The organism is Halobacillus litoralis (genome assembly GCF_004101865.1).
In the GTDB taxonomy this organism is placed as follows: Bacteria; Bacillota; Bacilli; order Bacillales; family Halobacillaceae; genus Halobacillus; species Halobacillus litoralis_A.
Genome location: NZ_CP026118.1, coordinates 624,573 through 645,307, shown reverse-complemented (window position 1 = coordinate 645,307; position 20,735 = coordinate 624,573). Strand labels below are relative to the sequence as shown.

18 protein-coding genes, 1 pseudogene and 2 other annotated features are annotated in these 20,735 nt (G+C 38.2%); all 19 genes and pseudogenes read left to right on the top strand.

Annotated features, from left to right (window positions below; translation table 11 throughout):
• The first annotated feature begins 301 nt into the window (after positions 1-301).
• The 19 genes and pseudogenes from HLI_RS03240 to HLI_RS03145 all read left to right on the top strand — a co-directional run bounded on the left by HLI_RS03240 (position 302) and on the right by HLI_RS03145 (position 20,603).
• A complete protein-coding gene (locus HLI_RS03240; protein WP_128523060.1) occupies positions 302-988 on the top strand; it encodes a FadR/GntR family transcriptional regulator in 687 nt (228 codons plus the stop codon).
• Between the two features lie 122 nt (positions 989-1,110).
• Entirely contained in the window at positions 1,111-2,031 is a 921-nt protein-coding gene (gene kdgD, locus HLI_RS03235) for a 5-dehydro-4-deoxyglucarate dehydratase (RefSeq protein WP_128523059.1), read from the top strand.
• A 31-nt stretch (positions 2,032-2,062) separates the two neighbouring features.
• The gene (gene gucD, locus HLI_RS03230) at positions 2,063-3,496 is read left to right on the top strand and encodes an alpha-ketoglutaric semialdehyde dehydrogenase GucD (RefSeq protein ID WP_128523058.1); all 1,434 of its coding nucleotides are present in this window, start codon (positions 2,063-2,065) and stop codon (positions 3,494-3,496) included.
• A 304-nt stretch (positions 3,497-3,800) separates the two neighbouring features.
• Complete coding sequence (locus HLI_RS03225; RefSeq protein ID WP_241655927.1) at positions 3,801-5,108, top strand: Nramp family divalent metal transporter; 1,308 nt, start codon at positions 3,801-3,803, stop codon at positions 5,106-5,108.
• A 606-nt stretch (positions 5,109-5,714) separates the two neighbouring features.
• Positions 5,715-5,936 (top strand) — a binding site (T-box leader).
• A 29-nt stretch (positions 5,937-5,965) separates the two neighbouring features.
• Positions 5,966-6,192: a binding site (T-box leader), on the top strand.
• Positions 6,193-6,243: 51 nt separating this feature from the next.
• Complete coding sequence (thrS, locus tag HLI_RS03220) at positions 6,244-8,169, top strand: threonine--tRNA ligase (RefSeq protein ID WP_128523057.1); 1,926 nt, start codon at positions 6,244-6,246, stop codon at positions 8,167-8,169.
• Positions 8,170-8,490: 321 nt separating this feature from the next.
• Positions 8,491-8,715 (top strand): hypothetical protein, encoded by a 225-nt coding sequence (locus HLI_RS03215; RefSeq protein WP_128523056.1) that lies wholly within the window; start codon positions 8,491-8,493, stop codon positions 8,713-8,715.
• Between the two features lie 724 nt (positions 8,716-9,439).
• Positions 9,440-10,303 (top strand): ABC transporter ATP-binding protein, encoded by an 864-nt coding sequence (locus tag HLI_RS03210; RefSeq protein WP_128523055.1) that lies wholly within the window; start codon positions 9,440-9,442, stop codon positions 10,301-10,303.
• A complete protein-coding gene (locus HLI_RS03205) occupies positions 10,300-11,019 on the top strand; it encodes a hypothetical protein (protein ID WP_128523054.1) in 720 nt (239 codons plus the stop codon). The genes HLI_RS03210 and HLI_RS03205 overlap by 4 nt, the downstream gene beginning before the upstream one ends.
• A gap of 10 nt (positions 11,020-11,029) precedes the next feature.
• Entirely contained in the window at positions 11,030-11,542 is a 513-nt protein-coding gene (locus HLI_RS03200) for a DUF6773 family protein (RefSeq protein WP_128523053.1), read from the top strand.
• A 6-nt stretch (positions 11,543-11,548) separates the two neighbouring features.
• Positions 11,549-11,755, top strand: a complete 207-nt coding sequence (locus tag HLI_RS03195) for a helix-turn-helix transcriptional regulator (protein ID WP_128526800.1) — start codon at positions 11,549-11,551, stop codon at positions 11,753-11,755.
• Between the two features lie 522 nt (positions 11,756-12,277).
• Positions 12,278-12,649 (top strand): GntR family transcriptional regulator, encoded by a 372-nt coding sequence (locus tag HLI_RS03190; RefSeq protein WP_128523052.1) that lies wholly within the window; start codon positions 12,278-12,280, stop codon positions 12,647-12,649.
• 4 nt (positions 12,650-12,653) lie between these two features.
• Positions 12,654-13,520, top strand: a complete 867-nt coding sequence (locus HLI_RS03185) for an ABC transporter ATP-binding protein (RefSeq protein ID WP_128523051.1) — start codon at positions 12,654-12,656, stop codon at positions 13,518-13,520.
• Positions 13,513-14,118 carry an ABC-2 transporter permease gene (locus HLI_RS03180; protein ID WP_128523050.1) on the top strand — a complete coding sequence of 202 codons (606 nt, stop codon included), beginning with the start codon at positions 13,513-13,515 and terminating at the stop codon, positions 14,116-14,118. Before HLI_RS03185 ends, HLI_RS03180 begins: the two co-directional genes overlap by 8 nt.
• A gap of 145 nt (positions 14,119-14,263) precedes the next feature.
• The gene (locus tag HLI_RS03175) at positions 14,264-14,500 is read left to right on the top strand and encodes a hypothetical protein (RefSeq protein ID WP_128523049.1); all 237 of its coding nucleotides are present in this window, start codon (positions 14,264-14,266) and stop codon (positions 14,498-14,500) included.
• A 691-nt stretch (positions 14,501-15,191) separates the two neighbouring features.
• Positions 15,192-16,442, top strand: coding sequence for a DUF4153 domain-containing protein (locus HLI_RS03165; RefSeq protein WP_128523048.1), 1,251 nt, complete (start codon positions 15,192-15,194; stop codon positions 16,440-16,442).
• Positions 16,443-16,947: 505 nt separating this feature from the next.
• Positions 16,948-17,232: a hypothetical protein gene (locus tag HLI_RS03160; protein WP_128523047.1), complete on the top strand. Its 285-nt coding sequence runs from the start codon at positions 16,948-16,950 to the stop codon at positions 17,230-17,232.
• A 725-nt stretch (positions 17,233-17,957) separates the two neighbouring features.
• Positions 17,958-18,887, top strand: coding sequence for a nucleoside hydrolase (locus tag HLI_RS03155; RefSeq protein ID WP_206659634.1), 930 nt, complete (start codon positions 17,958-17,960; stop codon positions 18,885-18,887).
• A gap of 175 nt (positions 18,888-19,062) precedes the next feature.
• A pseudogene (locus HLI_RS03150) lies at positions 19,063-19,856 on the top strand (phosphotransferase).
• 144 nt (positions 19,857-20,000) lie between these two features.
• Positions 20,001-20,603, top strand: coding sequence for a class I SAM-dependent methyltransferase (locus tag HLI_RS03145; protein ID WP_128523046.1), 603 nt, complete (start codon positions 20,001-20,003; stop codon positions 20,601-20,603).
• The last annotated feature ends 132 nt before the right edge of the window (positions 20,604-20,735 follow it).

Sequence of the window (20,735 nt, the reverse complement as noted above, 5' to 3'; positions counted from 1 at the left end):
TAAATGAGCATTATTACACCCCGTAGAAGATTTCCAATATGACGCAAAGCGTGGAAGCAGAGGTGAAAGCCTTTTTTCGACGCCGGTCGTTGGCGAAGCGCTATGCTGCATCTATCTGTACACCCCGTTTATCGCGTTAAAAATGTATCTATATTAATTGAAAATGTTCTTCGTATCTATTAAAGTACATTTGTATTACAATAAAATTATAAAGATGATTTTTATGATTATAGCTACTATTAATTAAAAAAGGGAGGAAGAAACATTAAATGCAGATAGGGATATTAATGTTTCTAATCTAATGTATGAGAATAACCATCTAATTGATCAGCCGCTTACCAGAAAAACATTGTCCAAACAAGTGGAAGAAAAAATCGTGGGTTTGTTACTTCAAGATAAGATGCAGCCCGGAGACAAACTGCCATCAGAAATGGAATTAATCGATATGCTTGGAGTCAGTCGTTCGGTTCTTCGGGAAGCCATGAGTTCCCTGGAATCACTGGGGATCATCAGCAGAAAGACGAAAGGTGGCACATATTTTACTAAAAGAATCGGCCACCACCCGTTTTCTGTTATGCTCTCGATTGTGAACAACAATTTAGAAGCCATTCTCGAAGCTCGAATGACGTTGGAATTAGGATTAGTAGCTCTAGCAGCGGAGAAAATAACTGAAGAAGACCTTCAGCGTTTGCGAGAGACCATCGACGCGATTAGGAAAAGTGTAGATAACGATTACGGTGAACACGACATTGCTTTTCACCAAATCATCGCTTCAAGTGTAGAAAACCCTGTGATCCAAGGTATGATCGACTCGTTATTATTGACCCACACAAAAGTTAACATTCAAATTCCTAATAGGGAAAAAGAAAAAACAATTGCCTATCACGAAGCTATATACGAGTCCTTGAAAGAAAGAAATCCTCAGAAAGCAACTCAGGAAATGTATGCTCATTTGGTTTTTGTTCGGGATAAAGTATTGAACCAATGAGTTATTATATCAAGAAGTCTTCCTTCTATAACGAAGGAAGACTTTTTTTTCTGACAAAAAAGCGTTTACATTTTATTTGTCATACAATATAATGTAAGACAAATAAAAGTGAGGTGATCAATATGGATTCCGAACGAAACGTTCCAACGGGCATTTTGGGTTTCCCCGTAGCTCCTTTTAACGAAAAGGACGAATTGGACGAGCAAGCTCTTTACAAAAACATTTCCTTCTTGATTAGCAATGGGCTCGAAAGTATTTTTATCGGCTGTGGTGCTGGAGAATTTCATGCGATCAGCGAAGACGAATACGAGACGATGATCGATATAGCACACGAAGCCACTCAAAGCCAGGTACCAATATACACCGGGGTTGGCGGAAATATTCGCACCGCCGTCCGGCAGGCTGAACTATCCGAGAAAAAGGGAGTAGACGGGTATCTCATCCTGCCACCTTATTTAGTTGAAGGGACACATCAGGGAAACGTGGAGTACATTTCTCAGGTTGCCCAGAGTACGCAGCTGAACTCCATTGTTTATCAAAGAAACAACGTGCTGCTAACCAAAGAATCGTTACAGCAATTAGTTACCATTCCTCAGGTGGTCGGTTTTAAAGACGGGGTTGGAGATATGGAACGAAACATCCAACTAACGCAGGCAGTGGGAGATCGCCTGCAGTGGATGAATGGCATGCCGATGGCGGAAGTAACCATGCCAGCCTACATACCGCTCGGTTTTGAGGGGTATTCCTCCGCCATATCCAATTACATTCCTCATATCTCAAGGTTATTTTATGATTCATTATTACATGGTGATAAGGAAACGGTGACAGATATCTATCGTGACGTGATTCTTCCTATTAATGACATCCGTAAACAACGGCCGGGATACGCTGTCGCTTTGATCAAAGCCGGGATGGAAATTGTCGGTCTGCCTGTCCGAAATACGGTGCGGCCACCATTAACGCCAGTGGAATCATCTCATTATAAGGAATTGGAAGCTGTTATTAATGTTGCTTTCGATAAATACTCTCTCCAGACGAAATAATCCAACAGTATCAATTTAAGGAGGAAACAACATGGACATGAAAAATTTTATTAACGGTGTATGGACGGCGAGCGCCTACAACCAAACGACTGATATCATCAACCCGGGGAATCTGCAGGATAAAGTAGGAACTTTCCAGGACTCCACCGAAGAGGATTTACAGCAGGCCATTCAGAGTGCCAAAGACGCGAAAACAGCCTGGCGCAAACTGTCCGGTGCCGCCAGAGGCCAATATTTATATAAAGCCGCCGAAATATTGGAGAAAAAAGCAGATGAAGTTGCAGAAATTGCAACAAGAGAAATGGGAAAAACGCTTCTGGAAACCAAAGGGGAAACGGCGCGAGGTGTAGCCATTCTTCGATATTATGCCGGGGAAGGTATGAGGGAAGAGGGCAATGTGATTCCTTCCACGGATCCAGATGCCTTAATGTTTACGAAGCGTTCTCCTTTAGGAGTGGTGGGAGTTATTACTCCTTGGAACTTTCCTATTGCAATTCCGCTATGGAAAGTAGCCCCTGCTCTCATATATGGAAATACGGTCGTTATTAAACCCGCAAGTGAATCACCTATTACATTCGCAAAAATTGCTGAATGCTTTGAAGAAGCAGGACTGCCGGCCGGGGTATTGAACGTTGTAACAGGCAAAGGCTCGCTCATCGGAAGCGGTTTATCCACCCATAAAGACATCGACGGCATTACGTTCACAGGGTCCAATGCGGTGGGCCGCACTATCGGGGCAAATGCTTTGCAGCGGGGGGCAAAATACCAATTGGAAATGGGCGGCAAGAATCCGGTTATTATTGCGAAAGATGCTGATTTAGAAGCTGCTGCGGATGCCACTATTTCCGGAGCCTTCAAGTCTACTGGCCAGAAATGTACAGCAACCAGCCGTGTCATTATCCATCAGGATATCTATGAAGAGTTCAAGCAGCTGCTTGTTGAAAAAACACAAAAAATCACCGTAGGCGACAGTTTGGAGAAAGACGTCTGGATGGGGCCTTGTGCTTCGAAGTCCCAGCTGGACAACGCGTTAAGCTATATAGAAAAGGGTAAGGAAGAGGGCGCTGAACTTCTTTGCGGAGGAAAGCAAATCGAAGACAGCAGCGGCTACTACCTGGAGCCGACCATTTTCGATCAGGTAAATAATAACATGACAATTGCGCAGGAAGAAATATTCGGTCCGGTCATTGCCTTGATGCCTTTCTCCACCATGGAAGGAGCATTAGATATTGCCAATGATGTGGATTACGGATTAAGCGCAGCAATCTTTACGACAAACGTCCAGCATTCGCTGTCGTTTATTGATGACATGGATGCCGGTCTAGTTCGTGTGAATGCGGAAAGCGCCGGGGTCGAATTGCAGGCACCATTTGGCGGCATGAAGCAGTCGAGTTCTCATTCTCGCGAGCAGGGGAAAGCAGCTCAGGAATTCTTCACGGACATCAAAACGGTCTTCGTCAAGTAAAGTGGAACAAAAGGCAGACCGTGGTCTGCCTTTTTTATAAAAGAAAATGAGAGGGCCTTAAAAAATACCCTGCAATTAATCTCTCCAAAAAGTATTTTGAAAACGCTTACTAAACAAGGTTAATTAAGAGGTTTCTTACTGATTGCTAGTAAGGAAAACTATGGTTCATCTAAAGAGAACTCGTGAACTCTTCATACAGTATAAAGAATTAAATTATTAAGTAATGGAAGAAGGTATAAAATCAAATCGGAGGGAAATCAAGAAATTCTAAGATAACCCTAAATTATAAAGGGGAGGATAATTTATGGAACAAAAAGCCAAATATGAAACGCCATTGGGACCTCAAAAAATGGGACCTCAAAAGAAAGGATTTTTAAGTACCCTTCGCGAATTTGGACCTGGAATTATAGCAGTATTGAGCATGATGGGGGCTGGAGACCTTGTCACTTCTTCCGTTTCTGGATCCAATTATGGGTACAATCTGATGTGGCTCCTTGCTGCTTCTTTAATTATCCGATTTGTGATTGTAAACGTTATGGGAAGATATCAGGTGTGCAATTTGAAAGGTCAATCAATACTAGAGGGATATAATGACGTATCCAAGTATTTCCCTTGGTTTTTGGGAATTGCTATTTTAATTAGCGGTCATTTGCTTAATGCGTATATGATAAAAGGAGCGGGACAGGCACTTGCTTGGATCTTTAATTTTGGTTCACCATTTTTGTGGTCAGTAATTGTGGTTTTGGTCAGTTTGTTTGTAATTGGACGTGATGTATACAACACCATTGAAAAGATCATGAAAATCTTTCTTGGTCTGTTAACGATCGCTTTGCTTGGATTGGCGGTTTATGCACTTCCGGACGTTGGTGGAATCATAAAAGGAACTATTGGATTTAGTGTGCCGGATAATACGGGTGCCTTTGGAGTTTTTGCGGTCGCCCTTTCATTAATAGGAGCGGTAGCCGGATCGATGGCTAACTTTCTTTATCCTTATTATGTAAGAGAAAAAGGATGGAATGGGCCATTCTATAAGAAACTCCAGCGCAACGATCTTTTATTCGGTATTAGTGCTGCTATTGTAATAAACTTGGCAATATGGATCGTTGGGGCTGAAATTCTTAGACCAAATGGGATCGAAGTAAACAGTCTGGAGGATATATCCAGAGCTCTTTCCAATCAGCTAGGCTATTTGGGGGGAATTGTCTTTTATTTGGGTGCTTTTGGAATCCTTTACAGCAGCGTGATCGGATTTGCAAATGGTTTCCCTAAAGTAATTATTGATTGTTTGCATATTGTCAAAAAAGAACGAAGAGAAAAATTCGGAGAGAAGTTCGAAGATGATCCTTTGTTTAAATGGGTCAGCTTATTTATTCTAGTATCTCCGATCATTTGGTCTGTTCCTGGCATGCCAGGGTTTGTCGCTATGGCTGTTTTTGTCACTGGATTGCAAGCGGTTACTGTTCCGCTTGTCGCTATCGGACTTTTAATTCTTGCGAACAAATCGAGCCATTTAGGCAAACATAAAGCCAATGTTGTGGAAAATATCGTGTTAGTGTTGACCACCGTTTTGACGATATGGGTAACCATTCAAGTAGTAGTCGGTTGGTTCTAATATAGATAGAGAAAATTAAAAGGGACTTCGATCGTCAGTGAAACAGTTTTGAATCAACTTTAGTCACAACTTCGAAGTCCCATAAGTTTCATGATTTTTTCAGAGAAGAATAAACAGTGCTCTCTTTTGTTATGAAAATATGTTGCATACACTAGTATTATCTTTCTGTTTTTAATGTAAAAAAGAGACCTCCACATAAATAGAAGGCCTTGACCAATTGGTGATTTTATACATTTAAACAAAAGAGATCCTTTAACCAGACTTCCCTCAGGGAACAGCTTGAAGCATTCAATCCCAGTTCAGATATGGTTCCCATAACTTTTAATGGAGGCATCTTTCAATCAATAAAGCTGGTCGTTTCCAAGGAATATTGGTCTGTTTCATGACGAGTAAGCAGGAGGTAATAAGAGCGATATAAATCTAATTTTGAACAGTTTTTTCGTCTAAATAGAAAAAATGACCGATTTTCAATTAATTTTTGATCCAGCGGGTGAACAATTTGATCGGCCATTGGTACCAGTACATCTCGGCCAGCATTTCTGCTACGATATCCTAGAATGTATTGACTGAATTTGGTAAAAGGTATATAGTGATATAAATTTAAAATAATTCGCGATGAAAAGGACAAGAGATATTATGAACGGTTATCAGAGAGGGAAGAAAAGGTGGGATCTTCCTAACGCAGCATAATAACTTACCACCTTGGAGCTGTATGGACGAAACATGAGTAGTTCATACCGTATGCTACGATACAGCAAACCGAAGCCATTACTTGGTAAAAGTAATGGGAAGTTGGGTGGAACCACGAGTACAGCACTCGTCCCTTTTTTAGGGACGGGTGTTTTTTATTTGAATAAGCTATAGTGATGAAGAGGACAAGAGCTATTATGACCGGTTACCAGAGAGGGAAGGAATGGTGAGACCTTCCTAACGCTGCGTAATAGTTTACCACCTTGGAACTGTGTGGATGAATGAACTAGTAGTTCACACCGTAATGCTACGATACAGCAAACCAAAGTCATTACTTTTAAAGGTAGTGGGAAATTGGGTGGAACCGCGGGTAAAAACCATACTCGTCCCTTGTTGAGAGGGATGAGTATGGTTTTTTTAAATTTTTATAAAAGGATGTGTATGTATGAGTCATGAAAAAATGGTGATTTCGTTTCCAGATGGTAGCCGAAAATCTTTTTCAAAAGGAAGTACATTGGGGGATGTTGCCCAATCTATAAGTCCTAGTCTTAAGAAAAAGTCGGTAGTCGGGAGAGTCAATGGATCCTTATATGATATGCAGAGACCTATCAACATTAATGCTGAGATTGAATTATTTCCCCTTGATTCTCCAGAGGGTTTAGAGGTGATGAGGCATACTGCAACTCATATTATGGCTCAGGCCGTTAAGCGTCTTTTTGGAATGGTGAATTTAGGTGTAGGTCCTGTTGTGGAAAATGGTTTTTACTATGACATTGATACTGATCATAGTATATCTAAAGACGATCTATCTAAAATTGAAAAAGAAATGAATAACATTGTAGCTGAGGACTTGTTTATTAAACGGGAGTTAATATCTCGAGATGAAGCTGAAAGCATTTTTTCGAATGATCATTTAAAGCTAGAGCTATTAAAGAAAATTCCTCAGAAAGAAGAGGTCTCCATTTACAAACAAGGTGAATTTATAGATCTATGCAGAGGTCCCCATTTACCGTCAACTAAATTTCTAAAAGCTTTTTCCTTAACAAATATCTCGGGGGCTTATTGGCTGGGGAATAGTGATAATGAGATGTTACAACGAATATATGGCGTAGCTTTCCCATCAAAAAAAGAACTCAATGAATACTTTTATTTTGTGGAAGAAGCCAAAAAGAGAGATCACCGTAAATTAGGGAAACAGCTTGAATTGTTTATGTTTTCAGATGAAGCTCCAGGGATGCCATTCTATTTAAGCAATGGGCAGGTGATAAGAAATGAGTTGGAATCATTCCTTAGAAGTTTGCAAGAATCGTTTAATTATAAAGAAGTGAAAACGCCCCTAATGATGAATCAGAGGTTATGGGAACAATCGGGGCACTGGAATCATTATAAAGACAATATGTACTTCTCTGAAGTTGACCAGCAGCAATTCGCTCTTAAACCAATGAATTGTCCAGGACATATGCTTATTTTTAAGGACCGTTTGCGCTCCTATAGAGACCTTCCTATTCGTATGGCTGAATTCGGTCAAGTTCACCGTCATGAATTCAGTGGAGCATTGAACGGATTACTGAGAGTCCGTTCCTTTTGTCAAGACGATGCTCATATCTTTGTCACACCTCATCAGATAGAAGAGGAAATCACTTTAGCCTTGCAGTTGATTGATAATGTTTATCGAACATTCGGATTCAATTATGAAATTGAGTTATCTACTCGACCTGAAAAGTCTATGGGTGACCAACACTTATGGGCTCAAGCTGAAGGCGCGCTTAAAAATGTATTAGAGAAACTGGAATATGATTTTAGAGTGAATGAGGGAGACGGTGCTTTCTACGGTCCTAAGATTGATATCCACATAAAAGATGCATTGAATAGAAGTCATCAATGTGCAACCGTACAACTGGATTTCCAAATGCCAGAAAAATTCGATCTGGAATATATTAATGAACATAATGAAAAAGTTCGTCCAGTGGTTATCCACCGGGCTGTGTTTGGCTCCATTGATCGCTTTTTAGGCATACTCATTGAGCATTTCGGTGGAGCATTTCCTACTTGGTTAGCACCTGTTCAAGTAAAAGTACTCCCAGTATCAAACGAAGTTCATAAAGACTATACGGAAGAAGTCACTAACCGATTGAAACAAGAAGGAATAAGAGTAGAAAAGGATGGTAGAGATGAGAAGTTAGGATACAAAATTAGAGAAGCCCAAATGACCAAAACACCTTTTATTCTTGTGCTGGGGGACAAGGAAGTTGAGAAAGGTCATGTAAATGTTAGATCCTATGGGGAGAAGGCAACTAGAGAAATGAAATTAGATGAATTCGTTTCAAACCTAAAACAGTCAATTACCAATAAAGAATTATATGGTAAATAGTACAAAAGTATACTTATCGTAAGTATCATTTGTAGAGCATTCAAGTTAGTTCCCATGATACTCAAACATAAAAGATCTCACATTTTTTTAGCTATAATTACTGTTGGAGCACCATTTCTATTTAGTTAGCACTGCTAAGAAAAATAGGGGGATTCTATAGAAAGAAGGTGCGATGTAAAACTGATGTTAATTGATACCGAACCGTATGCTTATGAAATCTTTGAATAAGCTTAAACGTTGGGGCGATAGCTGCACGTTGCTATCGCTTATTATGCTAATGAGTAGGTTTGTTCAATAACAAGTGGTAAAAGGAGATTTTTTGTGAAAATTATATGGTTACCGTTATTATCAGCAGTTGGGACAATGGCTCTATTATATTGGATTGGAAATATATATAATATTTCTCTTTTCAGGTTTTCATTTGTTTTAAATGAACCGTTAAAAAATGGATTGATTTTTAATGCGAATATTGCAATACTTCCTTTTGCCCTCGGCTTATTAGTTGGGTTTATTGTGGAACGTACAGTTAAAGTCAGAAACAATTGACCACAGGGGTATAATGATAAAAAAGTTAAAATAATTAAAGAAATTTAACAAGGAGAAAAATCTTATTTGATTCTGGACCTCAGTATGACAAAACCTTTCCTAATGGAGATCAAGTAGCATTGGTTCTTATTTCTTTTAATTGTGAACGGTACAGTGGAGATTTAGTTGAGAGCAACGAAGAATCCATACATAACAAATTCTTTCCACTTGAGGAACTGCCGGAAAATATCTTTACCGAACATAAAATGTTGGTGGAGGACTTACTATCAAAAAAACAACTTCCGATTATTAGGTGAGAATTTTGCTCTTATACTTTGTAGGTTTAAGCGATTGGCCATAATTAAATTAATTTAGTTGAAAGATTGGCAGAGCCATAACAGCCTGGAGAACCTGTCCTCTTTGATTTTTTTGTATGTCTATTGTTTTCTTTCATTGTTCTCCCTCTCTTTGCACCATTATGACTATTACCTCTTCTTTAAGGTTTCTTAATATCAGGGTCTTTAAAATGTTAGCACAGAAATAATTATCGCTTAATTTTATTGCTTTCCATACAAAAGGGACTTAGAACAACACTAAGTCTCTTTTTGATGTGAATTTAATGTGAATACCTCCTCCTAAAAGGATTGGAGTCATATATTTGATGCAAAATGTACAATATATATTGCATTATGTAATATATACATTATAATAAGAATCAAGAAATTGACTTGAAGGGGAGAAGGATATGAGCATTATGATGAACAAGGTCACCAAAATTTATCAAAAGGAATGTGCTCTCAAGGACATTGATTTCCAACTGAATCGTGGGGAAATCGTCGGTTTGGTCGGACCGAACGGAGCGGGTAAAACGACGTTGATGAAAATTCTTGCCGGGGTTATTGTCCGTTATGACGGCCAGTCCATATTACCAACTTCAGAAAAAACCGGCAGCCTGATTGAAAAACCGAAATATTTTCCGAATCGAAGCGGACGTTACAATCTGAATTATTTCAGAGCACTGTACGGAACTAAAAAAGAGACAGTGGAAGAAATCATCAATTCTCTTGATCTTCGTTCCTATCTGAAGAAAAAAGTGAAGCAGTACTCGCTTGGGATGAAGCAGCGCCTCGGTATTGCGCTGGCACTGGTGGCTGAACCGGCTTATCTGATTCTCGATGAGCCGACTAACGGAATGGATCCGGACGGCATCCGCAGCATTCTAGCTTATTTAAAGAAGCTGGCAAAGGAGCGCAAGATCGGCGTGCTGATTTCCAGCCACATTTTGAAAGACATCGAAGCGATCAGCGACCGTGTATATGTCATTAAAAATGGGCGGATGATCAGTGAATACGCGCCTTCTACTACAAAGGAGCAACTGATTGATATGACGTTTGAGGATGAACACGACCTTCAGGAGGCAGTGCCTCTTCTGCGGGATTTCAAAGGGTTCACCATCCATAACTCTACAGCGATCTTCCATTACGATGGGGAAATGAAGCCGCTATTGAAACAGATGGGGCAAATGGACATTTTCCCTAGGGAAGTGAAACGAAGGAGCATGACCCTTGAGGATTTTTATTTCGACAATATGGAGGGTGAAACCAAATGAACTTTTCACAATTGCTAGTTTTGGAACTGCGGAGAAATGTCATCAGCATGCACCTGGTATTATCGATCAGCCTTTCTCTTGCGCTCGGCGGGGGGATCATCTATTCGATCCACGAGCTCGGTGGCCCATTCCAGCCAAGAAACGTTGCCGGACTTTACGCGTCAATTGCTACGGTAGCACTAGGGATTTATTGTGCTAAAATGGTTATTGCAGATTTACATTACGGAACGATCTATCTTTTTTTCAAATCGACAAAGGACCGACTCCGCTTCCTGCTTTCACGCGTGGTCGTCATCGGAGTCGTATCACTTCTCTTCGGAATCGGCTGCAGTGCGTTGTTATATGTGAACCACCTCTGGAACAGCCAGGCGTTCATGTGGACGGATGTCCGTGCATCCCTTCTTCACTACGTATTCTTCGGAACATTTTTCACATTATTGTTCATGATCATTTCGATGTATTACCAAAAAGCCATGAACCTGCTTGTGTTAGCACTGATGTTCATACTCGTGCTTCCAGGGCTTCTTGGGATGGTATTCCGCGTCGACGCGATTCCAGCATTCATGAAGGATATCGTCGCCTTTTCTCCCCTGTACAGCCTGCCGAGCCAAGTGCCATTCCTTGCGCTGTCCAATTCAGAAATGACGGTGATTATACTTGTAAATCTACTTTTATTCCTTTTCGCCTATTACAAACTCCCAAAAACTGATTACTAGGAGGATGAAGATGAATATCGGTTTCAGAAGGAAACAGCAGGATGAGCGCGTCACCAACCTTCAAAATAAAGTCTACCGTGAGCTGTACATGTTTGTCACCATAGTCGCGGTGTTATCGCTTATAATAAAAACGATTAACGATGATCGGAATATTTGGACGGAGTTAATCATCCTTATTGGCGGAGGAGTCTACTACCTGATCCGCGTATCCAGTCTAGGAATATTCTCTGATGAAGTGGAGATGCATGATCGATCCAGTAAAATAAAGCTGAACAAGAAAAATTTCATTGTCAGTCTGGTTGTAGGGATTGGGTTTTCGCTTACACTTGCAATCAGGAACTCCCAGCGCTATGCAGATAGTGCTGGCGAAGAGATTTCTTTCTTTTTGATGATCTTCTTCACTTGCATGGCAATCTATATTCCTGTGATGCTTGGGATAATAGTAGTGCCATATAAACTGGCAAAAAATAAAAGTGATCGCGTCAATGACGCGCAATTGGATGATGATGAAGATGTGCGGTGATTGGACATGAAGAATAAAAAACTTAAAATGGCTCGCGCCGAACATGATTTATCCCAACAGGAATTGGCCAAGACAGTCGGTGTCTCCAGGCAGACGATCGGGCTGATTGAGCTAGGGAAATACAACCCATCACTCCAGCTTTGCTTATCGATTTGCTGGGTGCTTGATAAGTCGCTGGATGACCTGTTCTGGCAGGAGAAAAAAGACACGTAAACGCTACGTGTCTTTTTTTAAAAAGGGTGATTAAATGACCTATTTTACCGGGATGCATATTTGTAGTTATTGTATTTATTATGCTAACGGCAGTTGAACTCATCAAGGGGCGCCAAAATAGGAATAGGGGCAATTATATTATGCTTTTTACGGCTGTGGAGTCCTTTTATAAAGTAGGGTAAACTTATTCAATTACTATAGGGTGGATTAGTTGGAGATTTACCTGAGATTACTTGATATCGAAACTTGAAGTATTTGCCCAGTGTTTAATTGAACACTGGGCAAATACTTTACATAAGCACGTAAATTGTCTTGAGAGTAACTTCCTAGGCATACATCGGGACATTTCTCTTGTTTGTGTAACATTTACAAAAAAGAGAATGATCTCGTTGTTTTTTATGTAAAATTATCCAATTAGTGGTTGTCGAGGGACTTGATCTGTGTATATAATGTATATATAGTATATATAGTATATATACATTATATCCTGCAAAGCCAGGATACAAAAAAAGAGGGATTAGCATGCAGATCATTATCTCCAATAAATCGAAGGAGCCGATATATGAACAAATTACGAAACAAGTTAAATCTTCTATTTTAGCAGATGACCTGTATGAGGGGGCGGCTCTACCGTCCATTCGCCAGTTAGCCAAAGATTTACAAATCAGTGTGATCACGACCAAACGTGCCTATGAAGAGCTTGAAAAGGAGGGCTTTATCTATTCCATCGTCGGCAAGGGATCGTTCGTCGCCGAGCAGAATTTAGAGGTCATTAGAGAGAGGAAGCTTAAAGCTATGGAAGGTCAGTTAAATGCAGTCATAGCCAACGCCCGGGACATGGGAATCACACTTGATGAACTACAACAATTATTAAAGACCTTATATGAGGAGTGAATACATGAAGAATGTGATTGAATTAAGAAATGCAACGAAGAAATTCAAGGAATTTTCTGTAGAAAGCATTGATCTACAAGTGAAGCAAGGCTTTATCACTGGTTTCATTGGAGAAAATGGGGCAGGCAAATCGACAACGATAAAAATGATGATGAATTTGTTAAAGCCAGATAGTGGGGACGTTAAGGTGTTTGGGTTGGATTTCAAGACACATGAGAAGGAGATAAAGGAACGCATTGGGTTTGTGTACGATGGAAATGTGTTCTTTGAAGGGTTGAACCTAAAAGATATAAGGCGAATAGTAGGCCCTGCGTACAAACAGTGGGATGATCCTTTATTTTACAAGTATGTCGAACAGTTTGACTTACCTCTTAACAAAGCAATAAAAACTTTCTCAAAAGGAATGCAGATGAAAGCATCCTTGGCGATCACTTTATCTCATCATGCAGAGTTAATCATTATGGATGAACCGACATCTGGATTAGATCCCAATTTTAGACGGGAGCTGTTGAGCCTTTTGCAGGAGGTCATGATCGATGGTAAAAGAACTATTTTCTTCTCAACCCATATTACGACTGATCTTGATCGTATCGCAGATTACATAGCATTTATCCAGAGCGGGGAATTAGTATTTAGTAAGTCCATCCAGGATATTTCTGAACATTATGCGGTAGTAAAAGGGGGATTGGACCTTCTTGATCGGGACACGGAACAATGCTTTGTGCAAGTTCACCGTGCATCAACAGGGTTTCACGCTTTAACGGACAATGTGAAGACGGTGGAATATACTTTCGGAGATGCAGTTGTCCTCGAGCGGGCTTCTCTCGAAGAAATTATGTATTATTTGAAAGGAAAGAAGCAGAATGTTTAATTTGATTAGACGTGATGTTATTTTACAAAAGAGACAGTTGCTGTTCTTCATTCCTTTTATTTTATTCTTTATTTTCACAAATTCACACCCAGTTTTGACATTTCTCGTTGCAAGTATTTTCATCCCCTTTAATGCTTATGCTTATGATGAAAAAGCGGAGACAAACTTATTATTGAACTCCTTGCCTTATACACGAAAGGAAATTATTTCTTCACGCTATCTGGGTGCTGTCATATACATGATCCTGGCCATTGCACTATCAAGTCTGGCTTTATTCTTAATGGATAAACCGTTTACCATAAGGGATATTGCGATCGGAAGCGGTCTGTTCTTAACCTTTTCTGCGTTCACCTTTCCATTGTTCTATATCTTTAAACAAGGTTATATATTCACAATCGTTCTTGTATCTTTTCTTGTATTGGCAGGTATCGGACCTTCCATTCTTTTATATTTGGGAACCCATTTTACTCCTCTAACGGATTTTCTAGCAAATTTATCAGTACAGTTTTTATATACAGGAGCAGTGCTTAGTGGGGTGATCGTCTATGTGATTTCATGGAGCATCTCCCATGTTATTTATCAGCGAAAAGCACTCTGACAATTGAGAAATAAATAGAGTAATTGTAAATGACAAACATATTCCATATCTAAAGATGGCTTTGAAAGATAAATCGTTGTTGAGCTAGTACAGGCTTAATATAAAGCAGTGAACCATGTTAAAGAAAAAGAGAGGAGTTAGGAAAGTGCTAAAATACATCATACTATCTGTTTTAGCGGTGTCCACTCAATTAATCGCAATTTTTATTTGGAGTGAATATGTATGGCTATATAAGTTTGCTAATGGAGGGGTTGGTGGCGCCGCGATTGACCACATACAACCTGTTTTTTGGTGGATAATTGCTATCGAAATTTTTACTATTTCTTCATTAATAGCATATAAAAATTATAAGGAAAAGTACTATCATTCACACGGGGATTAAAAAGCACGGTCCTTCCTATAATGTAAGCCAAGCGTACATTATATTCTTAACCTAATACTGAAAACCTTAACTTGAGGGGGTTTCTGCATTTTTAGCCATTATATAAATACTGTAATGTAAACATCAGTTTTCCTTCACACCTTCTTTTCTTAATCTTTGTTCCTTGGAATACTGAAGAAGACCTTGACAATCTTTATGAGAAAATTAATAAAGACGGACAACAAACACTTATGCTACTAGTAGGTTATGGATTCAGTAAGAAGTTTGGCAATCTAAGTGATTGTTTGGAATTTAATGGTAACTAAAACTACCTAAAAAATATTACGCTGTTAGACCGATAATGAGAATTATAATTGGTAAACCAATGGGGCTATTCTTCAAGAAGGAGAATAGCTCTTTTTTTGTAGTAAAGAAGCCGTGATGAGGATTAATAAAAACAGTCATTATTCAATGCGTAGGAAACCAAAACTATTTAGCAAATAAATTCTACTTTGGAAAGTTTTGCTTGCTGAACGGGGCAAGATGATTGGACAAGTTAAAAGTTTATAGAGCATTTCTTTGAATGAGAAATTCTTTTTATTGCTTCACACGAAAATTGATTTCAGAATAAAAATTTATTGTAAAGCGATAAATATTTATTTATAATGAATACATCGAAGCTTCACCTAATAATTATTGAGGAGGTATGACGATGGATATGAACAATTCGGTTCTTAATAATATTGCTGATCCACATGAGTTGGAGAGAATGTATCGGAAAGACCCCAAAACATTTAAAACATCATTCTCATACGCATGGGAACAACATCCTGATTCTCAGGTTCTTGGTGTCTGGTACGAAAGGTTGCATTTTGAGGAGACAGCGAAGACAAATAAACCTTCCTTGTTTCAACAGAGTTTCTTATTCATGGGTCTTTTAGCTATTCTTGCCGGGATAAGCACCAGAATCATTTTCCATTTTGTCGAACAGGAAGCAATTGCTCCGGTTAACCTGGCTTTTGGTATAATTCCCTTTATCGTAGCCTACTTTGTTTATAGTAATACACCGAAAAGAAGTATTATTTATTCCCTTACAGCTTTGCTCATCATTTCTGTGGTTTATCTTAATCTGCTCCCACTAAACTATTCAGACAGTATAATCCTTGCATATTTACACCTTCCCATTTTCTTATGGATATTGGTAGGGCTTGCCTTTACAGGAGACGGCTATTCAAAAGGCAGTAGAAGAATATCCTATATTAAATTTAATTTGGAATATGGTATTCTCTACGCTAGTATGGCAGTCAGCGGAATGTTGCTAGCAGCATTAACCATGCGGTTATTCAGCTTTGTCGGACTGAATATAGAAGATTTCTATTTTAGTAATATTGTTTTATTTGGTGCTGCCGCTCTCGCAATTGTGGCTGCGTATCTAGTGGTATCAATGAATCTTAAACTGGCTAAGAATATCACACCATATTTAGCGAAAATTTTCAGCCCTCTTGTCCTTATTACATTGCTAGTCTATCTTGTAACGGTAATATGGGTGGGGAATAACCCGTTCCTGGACCGCAATTTCCTGATAGCTTTCAACGGAATTCTCCTTGGTGTATTGGTTGTCACCATATTTTCCATAACTGAAAGAGATTCAGACAAGAAAAAGAACATTTCAGACTATATCAATGTTGCCTTGATCGTCCTTGCGCTCATCATCGACAGTGTGGCTTTGTCAGCCATCGTGTTCAGACTTTCTTCTTTTGGAATTACTCCAAATAGATTTGCAGTTTTAGGAATAAACATACTTATATGGGTGAATCTAATTTGGATAATGTTCTCCTATATGCGTTTTTTACAAAACAAATCCGAACTATCAGCCATCCAAGATGCCGTTACCAAGTATTTACCGGTCTACGGACTTTGGGCAGCTTTTGTTATATTTACTTTTCCAATAATATTCAATTAGGAAGGACCAGCTTATTTTCATTACGAATTTAAAAAGAGGGTGTTCAATTTTTCAAGTTACAAACAAGTAAATGATTTAGATTGTATCTTGAATATGAACTGGCCAAAGATCAGTAAATAAAAATCATTCAAAATACCAGATAATTTAATGATTTAGTTTTATTTATATTGATTTCGAATCTTAAACAATCGGGGCGAGTACTCAATAGAGAACTCGCCCTTTATTACATAAGAACAAGATATATCAGGCACTTTAGATTTATAACTGATTAAGCTGTTTAGTTCAGTAATTAAGAAATGAAACTTAATGCTTTATACAACGTATAGTTAGGTGATAAAGGGGAAATAAGTTTGGTGACGAATGTTTTACCTGTAATACTTTAAGTGGTCATTTTTATGTTTTGATTTTGAGGTTTCAGTAAACGGAGGCGATTTTCCAATAAGGAAAGTCGCCTTGTCTTCTATTCCATGTTTATATATGACTTTATTTTGGAGGGAAGTAATTTATGAAAGAATGGAAGCAACCTGCATGGTTCTGGTGGGCAATAGGAATCTTTTCCCTATCAGAAATAGGCTTTTATCCTTTGTTTAGTTTCCTTGGCCACAGTCCTAAGGATATTCTTAATGCTTCTTTGATTATTGGCTTTCTTTTATATCCTATATTTACAATTTGTATTTTATTATTTCTAGATAAGAGCACAAGGAAAGACGTTGACACATTATTTTATTTGGCATTTCCGCTAGTTATAAATATACCTTTTTGGTTAGTATTTCCTAATATTATTAACTGAAAGGATTTTTTAGACGCAATATAACTTCCTTCGTTATATAGCTATCTTAAAATATCCATATATAATTATAGTATTTACTATATTATTTTCCTGAAGTCTAGTCTTCTGGAAATGAAGGTGAATCTTTAACAATAAATATTTGTCCAATCAAAGTCTTGCTCAATAGAGTATTAGAGAACTCGCCCATTACATAAACGAAGGGGAAATATGGAAAGCGTTTAGCATTAAACTGACGGATCAGAATACTTTAAATTCTGCAAGTTCGTCATATTAATTACAGTGCATGAAATTGAAATTTGTATAGAGAGGAGAAATGTAAGTGAAGACTAGTTCTTTACTAGTATCTATTATAATTATTATGCAATTCTCTACACTAATTAACGTTACAATATTTAGAGGGGAATGGAACGGTATTATTTTGACTTTACATACGATGCTTTTTATCCTTGCAATTGGAATACATGCGGAAATGAAAAAGTGTAAACCAGATAGAGCTAGTTAAACTGAGAAACGTTATTGAAGAATGGATGGAAGGGTGTTACATAGTAATAGATATTGTTTCTTGAATTCCATTATTTCCTTTATAAAAGTGATTAAATGCTAAATGAATCTGAAAAAATGAGTCAATTTCCAACGGAGCCCCGTATATTTTAGTCTCCTGAAACTAAATCAAGTATGGATAATGGAGTGTTGGAATATATAGTTATAAAAGGAAGGGGATACCTATGGTGAAGAAAATTCTCTTGTTCTGCGATCCTGGAATTGATGATTCTTTAGCAATTATGTACGCATTGATGGATCCCGAGATAGAACTTGTAGGTATCGTCACAAGTTATGGGAACGTTACTAAACAACAAGCAACAGCAAACGCTGCATATTTAGTAGAATTGGCAGGAAGAAAAGATATTCCGATTATCCCTGGAGCTTCGAGTCCTGTTCAACAGGAGGAAGTGGCTTTTTATCCAGAAATCCATGGTAAGGAAGGGATTGGTCCTATAAGGCCTCCGGGAAATATGGAGTATCAGACTTACACTTTTGATACGATTCGTTTCATTATTGAGAGGTATAGGAATGAGTTAATTATCGTAGACACGGGACGGTCAACTACCTTGGCAACTGTATTTATCTTATTCCCGGATCATATAGAATTGGTGCAATCTTTTTACGTCATGGGTGGAGCATTCTTCGTCCCAGGAAATGTAACGGCTCTGGCAGAAGCAAATTTTTATGGAGATCCAACTTCATCTAATTATGTTCTTAAGTTTGCGCATAACCTAACGATAACTCCATTAAATGTCACTCAATTCGCTATAATCACTTCTAATCTTGCAGATGAAATATCTAGAAACAAGAAAAACATCTATTCTTTCATGATGGCGCCTATTTTTGAGTATTACTATAAGTTTTATCAAAAGACTTTGCCGGGGATTGTCGGTGCCCCTATGCATGATTTACTGACCCTCATCGTTGTTAAGAATCCTAAAGTAGTGGACTACATTTATTATGATGCGAACGTAGTTGAGGGATTTGAAGCCAGGGGACAATCTTATATCGATCTTCGACCAACAAGTAAAAAAGGAAAAACAAGGATCGCCATTAATCTTAATTATGAAAAATTCTTAAGTGAATTTACTAAAGTTATGTTACCTCAATAATACATGTTCATTGGATAATTAATATAGGTTTATCAGATTTTTCTTGTAATCAAGTTTTATGTTATGAGAACGAGAGCAATTGTTCAATATGGAAAATTGCTTTTTCATTAACGTGGAAGGATAGTTCGAATAATAAAGATTAGTTTAAGCGTGTTAACAAGGGGTGGAGTTATAAATGCCAAACAACATAAACGAAGAAAAGCTGACAGGAGGGAATGTATCAAACGTATATCGTGCGGAAGATACGGTTCGACGAGAATTAAAGCCTGATAGTTTTAAAATTCATAAATTGTTGCAGCATTTGGAAAGTAAAGGTTTTGATCATGCTCCCAAGTTTTTAGGTGTTGATGAAAGAAATAGAGAGATATTATCCTTTATAGAAGGGGAAACAGGTAATTATCCTTTGAAAAGATATATGTGGTCTAATGATGTTTTAAAAGAAATAGCACATATGCTTCGTCTTTATCATGATGCAGTTAGTGATTTTCCGTCATTAAATGAGTGGCCACCAATTGACAATACCCCTGATAACATTGAGGTTTTATGTCATAATGATTTTGCCATATACAATATTATTTTTAATCATAAACAGCCAGTAGGTATAATTGATTTTGATGTTGCTGCTCCTGGTCCAAGGCTTTGGGACATAGCTTACACCCTATATACATGCGTTCCTTTAAGTAGACTTTATCATACCGAAACAGGTGAGGCCGTCTATTATAATCCTTTACATGATGCTGAACGAGTACAAAGAAGAGTTAAATTGTTTTTTGATTACTACGGTATTGGAGGGATGGAAAAGGGTTTTTAGAGATGGTTTTGTTGCGATTAGAAGGTTTATGTAAATACATGAAGAGAAAGGCCAATGAAGGAGACATTGCTTTTCAAAAAATGATAGACGATGGACATCTTGAGCATTATGAAAACGAAATAAAATTCATAAATGAGCATGGAAGAGAGTGGACTTAACCGCATGGATTGGTTGGATTTAGAGATCTATTATTGGAGGGTTACCCGATAGCTCGAATTAGATTTTTCTTATAGCTAAGCCTATCTCACATAGGTGAAGTGACGGCAAAGAGCAACACTTTATGAAAGGGTGTTCTTACAAGCATGGGAGTATTAAAGAAATTTCTCAAACAGTTTAAGAAGCCTGAAGGTTTTTTTGGTAGAGTTGCAGGATATTTAATGGCTAAGGAACCAGAAAAAAGTGATTGGACGGTATCGTTGTTAAATCCTACTGACTCGGCCAGGGTATTAGAAGTAGGTTTTGGTCCTGGGATAGCTATCGAAGCATTGTCGCAAAAGGTAACAGAGGGTTACATTGCAGGGATTGAGATTTCTGAAGTAATGATAAAAGCAGCGAGTAAAAGAAATAAGGAGGCTATTGACAAAGGCATTGTGGATTTAAGGTTTGTTAATGTTTCTGACATGTTACCTTTTGAAGAAAAGTTTGATTACATACTAAGTGTTAATAACTTCATGTTTTGGGAAAACCCCATTAACACACTCATGAATTTACGTGAGCGTTTAAAACCTAATGGGAAAATAGCGATTACAATCCACCCGAGAGCGAAAGGTGCCACCAACGAAACCACAAAAAAGTTCGGTGAAAAAATCATTGATTGCTTAAAAGAAGCAGGTTATTCAGAAAACCAGATACATTTTAAGAAAATGAAACCCGTGGATTGTGTTTGTGTTATAGCTATAAACTAGGTGGAAATAGTAATGTATATATAGTTGAGACTTTTATCTATTACCTGAATATTCATTCTCGATATATCATTATTATTACTGTAGATCGCCATGAGATTTATCTTGTGATAAGCTTTGGTTATCATAATTGTG

Excerpts from the sequence above, each read along its gene's own strand:
- HLI_RS03180 (WP_128523050.1), top strand. The coding sequence starts at position 13,513 with ATGTTTAATTTGATTAGACGTGATGTTATTTTACAAAAGAGACAGTTG.
- HLI_RS03240 (WP_128523060.1), top strand. The coding sequence starts at position 302 with ATGTATGAGAATAACCATCTAATTGATCAGCCGCTTACCAGAAAAACA.
- thrS (WP_128523057.1), top strand. The coding sequence starts at position 6,244 with ATGAGTCATGAAAAAATGGTGATTTCGTTTCCAGATGGTAGCCGAAAA.
- HLI_RS03195 (WP_128526800.1), top strand. The coding sequence starts at position 11,549 with ATGAAGAATAAAAAACTTAAAATGGCTCGCGCCGAACATGATTTATCC.
- HLI_RS03190 (WP_128523052.1), top strand. The coding sequence starts at position 12,278 with ATGCAGATCATTATCTCCAATAAATCGAAGGAGCCGATATATGAACAA.
- HLI_RS03145 (WP_128523046.1), top strand. The coding sequence starts at position 20,001 with ATGGGAGTATTAAAGAAATTTCTCAAACAGTTTAAGAAGCCTGAAGGT.
- HLI_RS03210 (WP_128523055.1), top strand. The coding sequence starts at position 9,440 with ATGAGCATTATGATGAACAAGGTCACCAAAATTTATCAAAAGGAATGT.
- HLI_RS03205 (WP_128523054.1), top strand. The coding sequence starts at position 10,300 with ATGAACTTTTCACAATTGCTAGTTTTGGAACTGCGGAGAAATGTCATC.
- HLI_RS03165 (WP_128523048.1), top strand. The coding sequence starts at position 15,192 with ATGGATATGAACAATTCGGTTCTTAATAATATTGCTGATCCACATGAG.
- gucD (WP_128523058.1), top strand. The coding sequence starts at position 2,063 with ATGGACATGAAAAATTTTATTAACGGTGTATGGACGGCGAGCGCCTAC.
- HLI_RS03185 (WP_128523051.1), top strand. The coding sequence starts at position 12,654 with ATGAAGAATGTGATTGAATTAAGAAATGCAACGAAGAAATTCAAGGAA.
- HLI_RS03225 (WP_241655927.1), top strand. The coding sequence starts at position 3,801 with ATGGAACAAAAAGCCAAATATGAAACGCCATTGGGACCTCAAAAAATG.
- HLI_RS03200 (WP_128523053.1), top strand. The coding sequence starts at position 11,030 with ATGAATATCGGTTTCAGAAGGAAACAGCAGGATGAGCGCGTCACCAAC.
- HLI_RS03155 (WP_206659634.1), top strand. The coding sequence starts at position 17,958 with ATGGTGAAGAAAATTCTCTTGTTCTGCGATCCTGGAATTGATGATTCT.
- HLI_RS03160 (WP_128523047.1), top strand. The coding sequence starts at position 16,948 with ATGAAAGAATGGAAGCAACCTGCATGGTTCTGGTGGGCAATAGGAATC.
- kdgD (WP_128523059.1), top strand. The coding sequence starts at position 1,111 with ATGGATTCCGAACGAAACGTTCCAACGGGCATTTTGGGTTTCCCCGTA.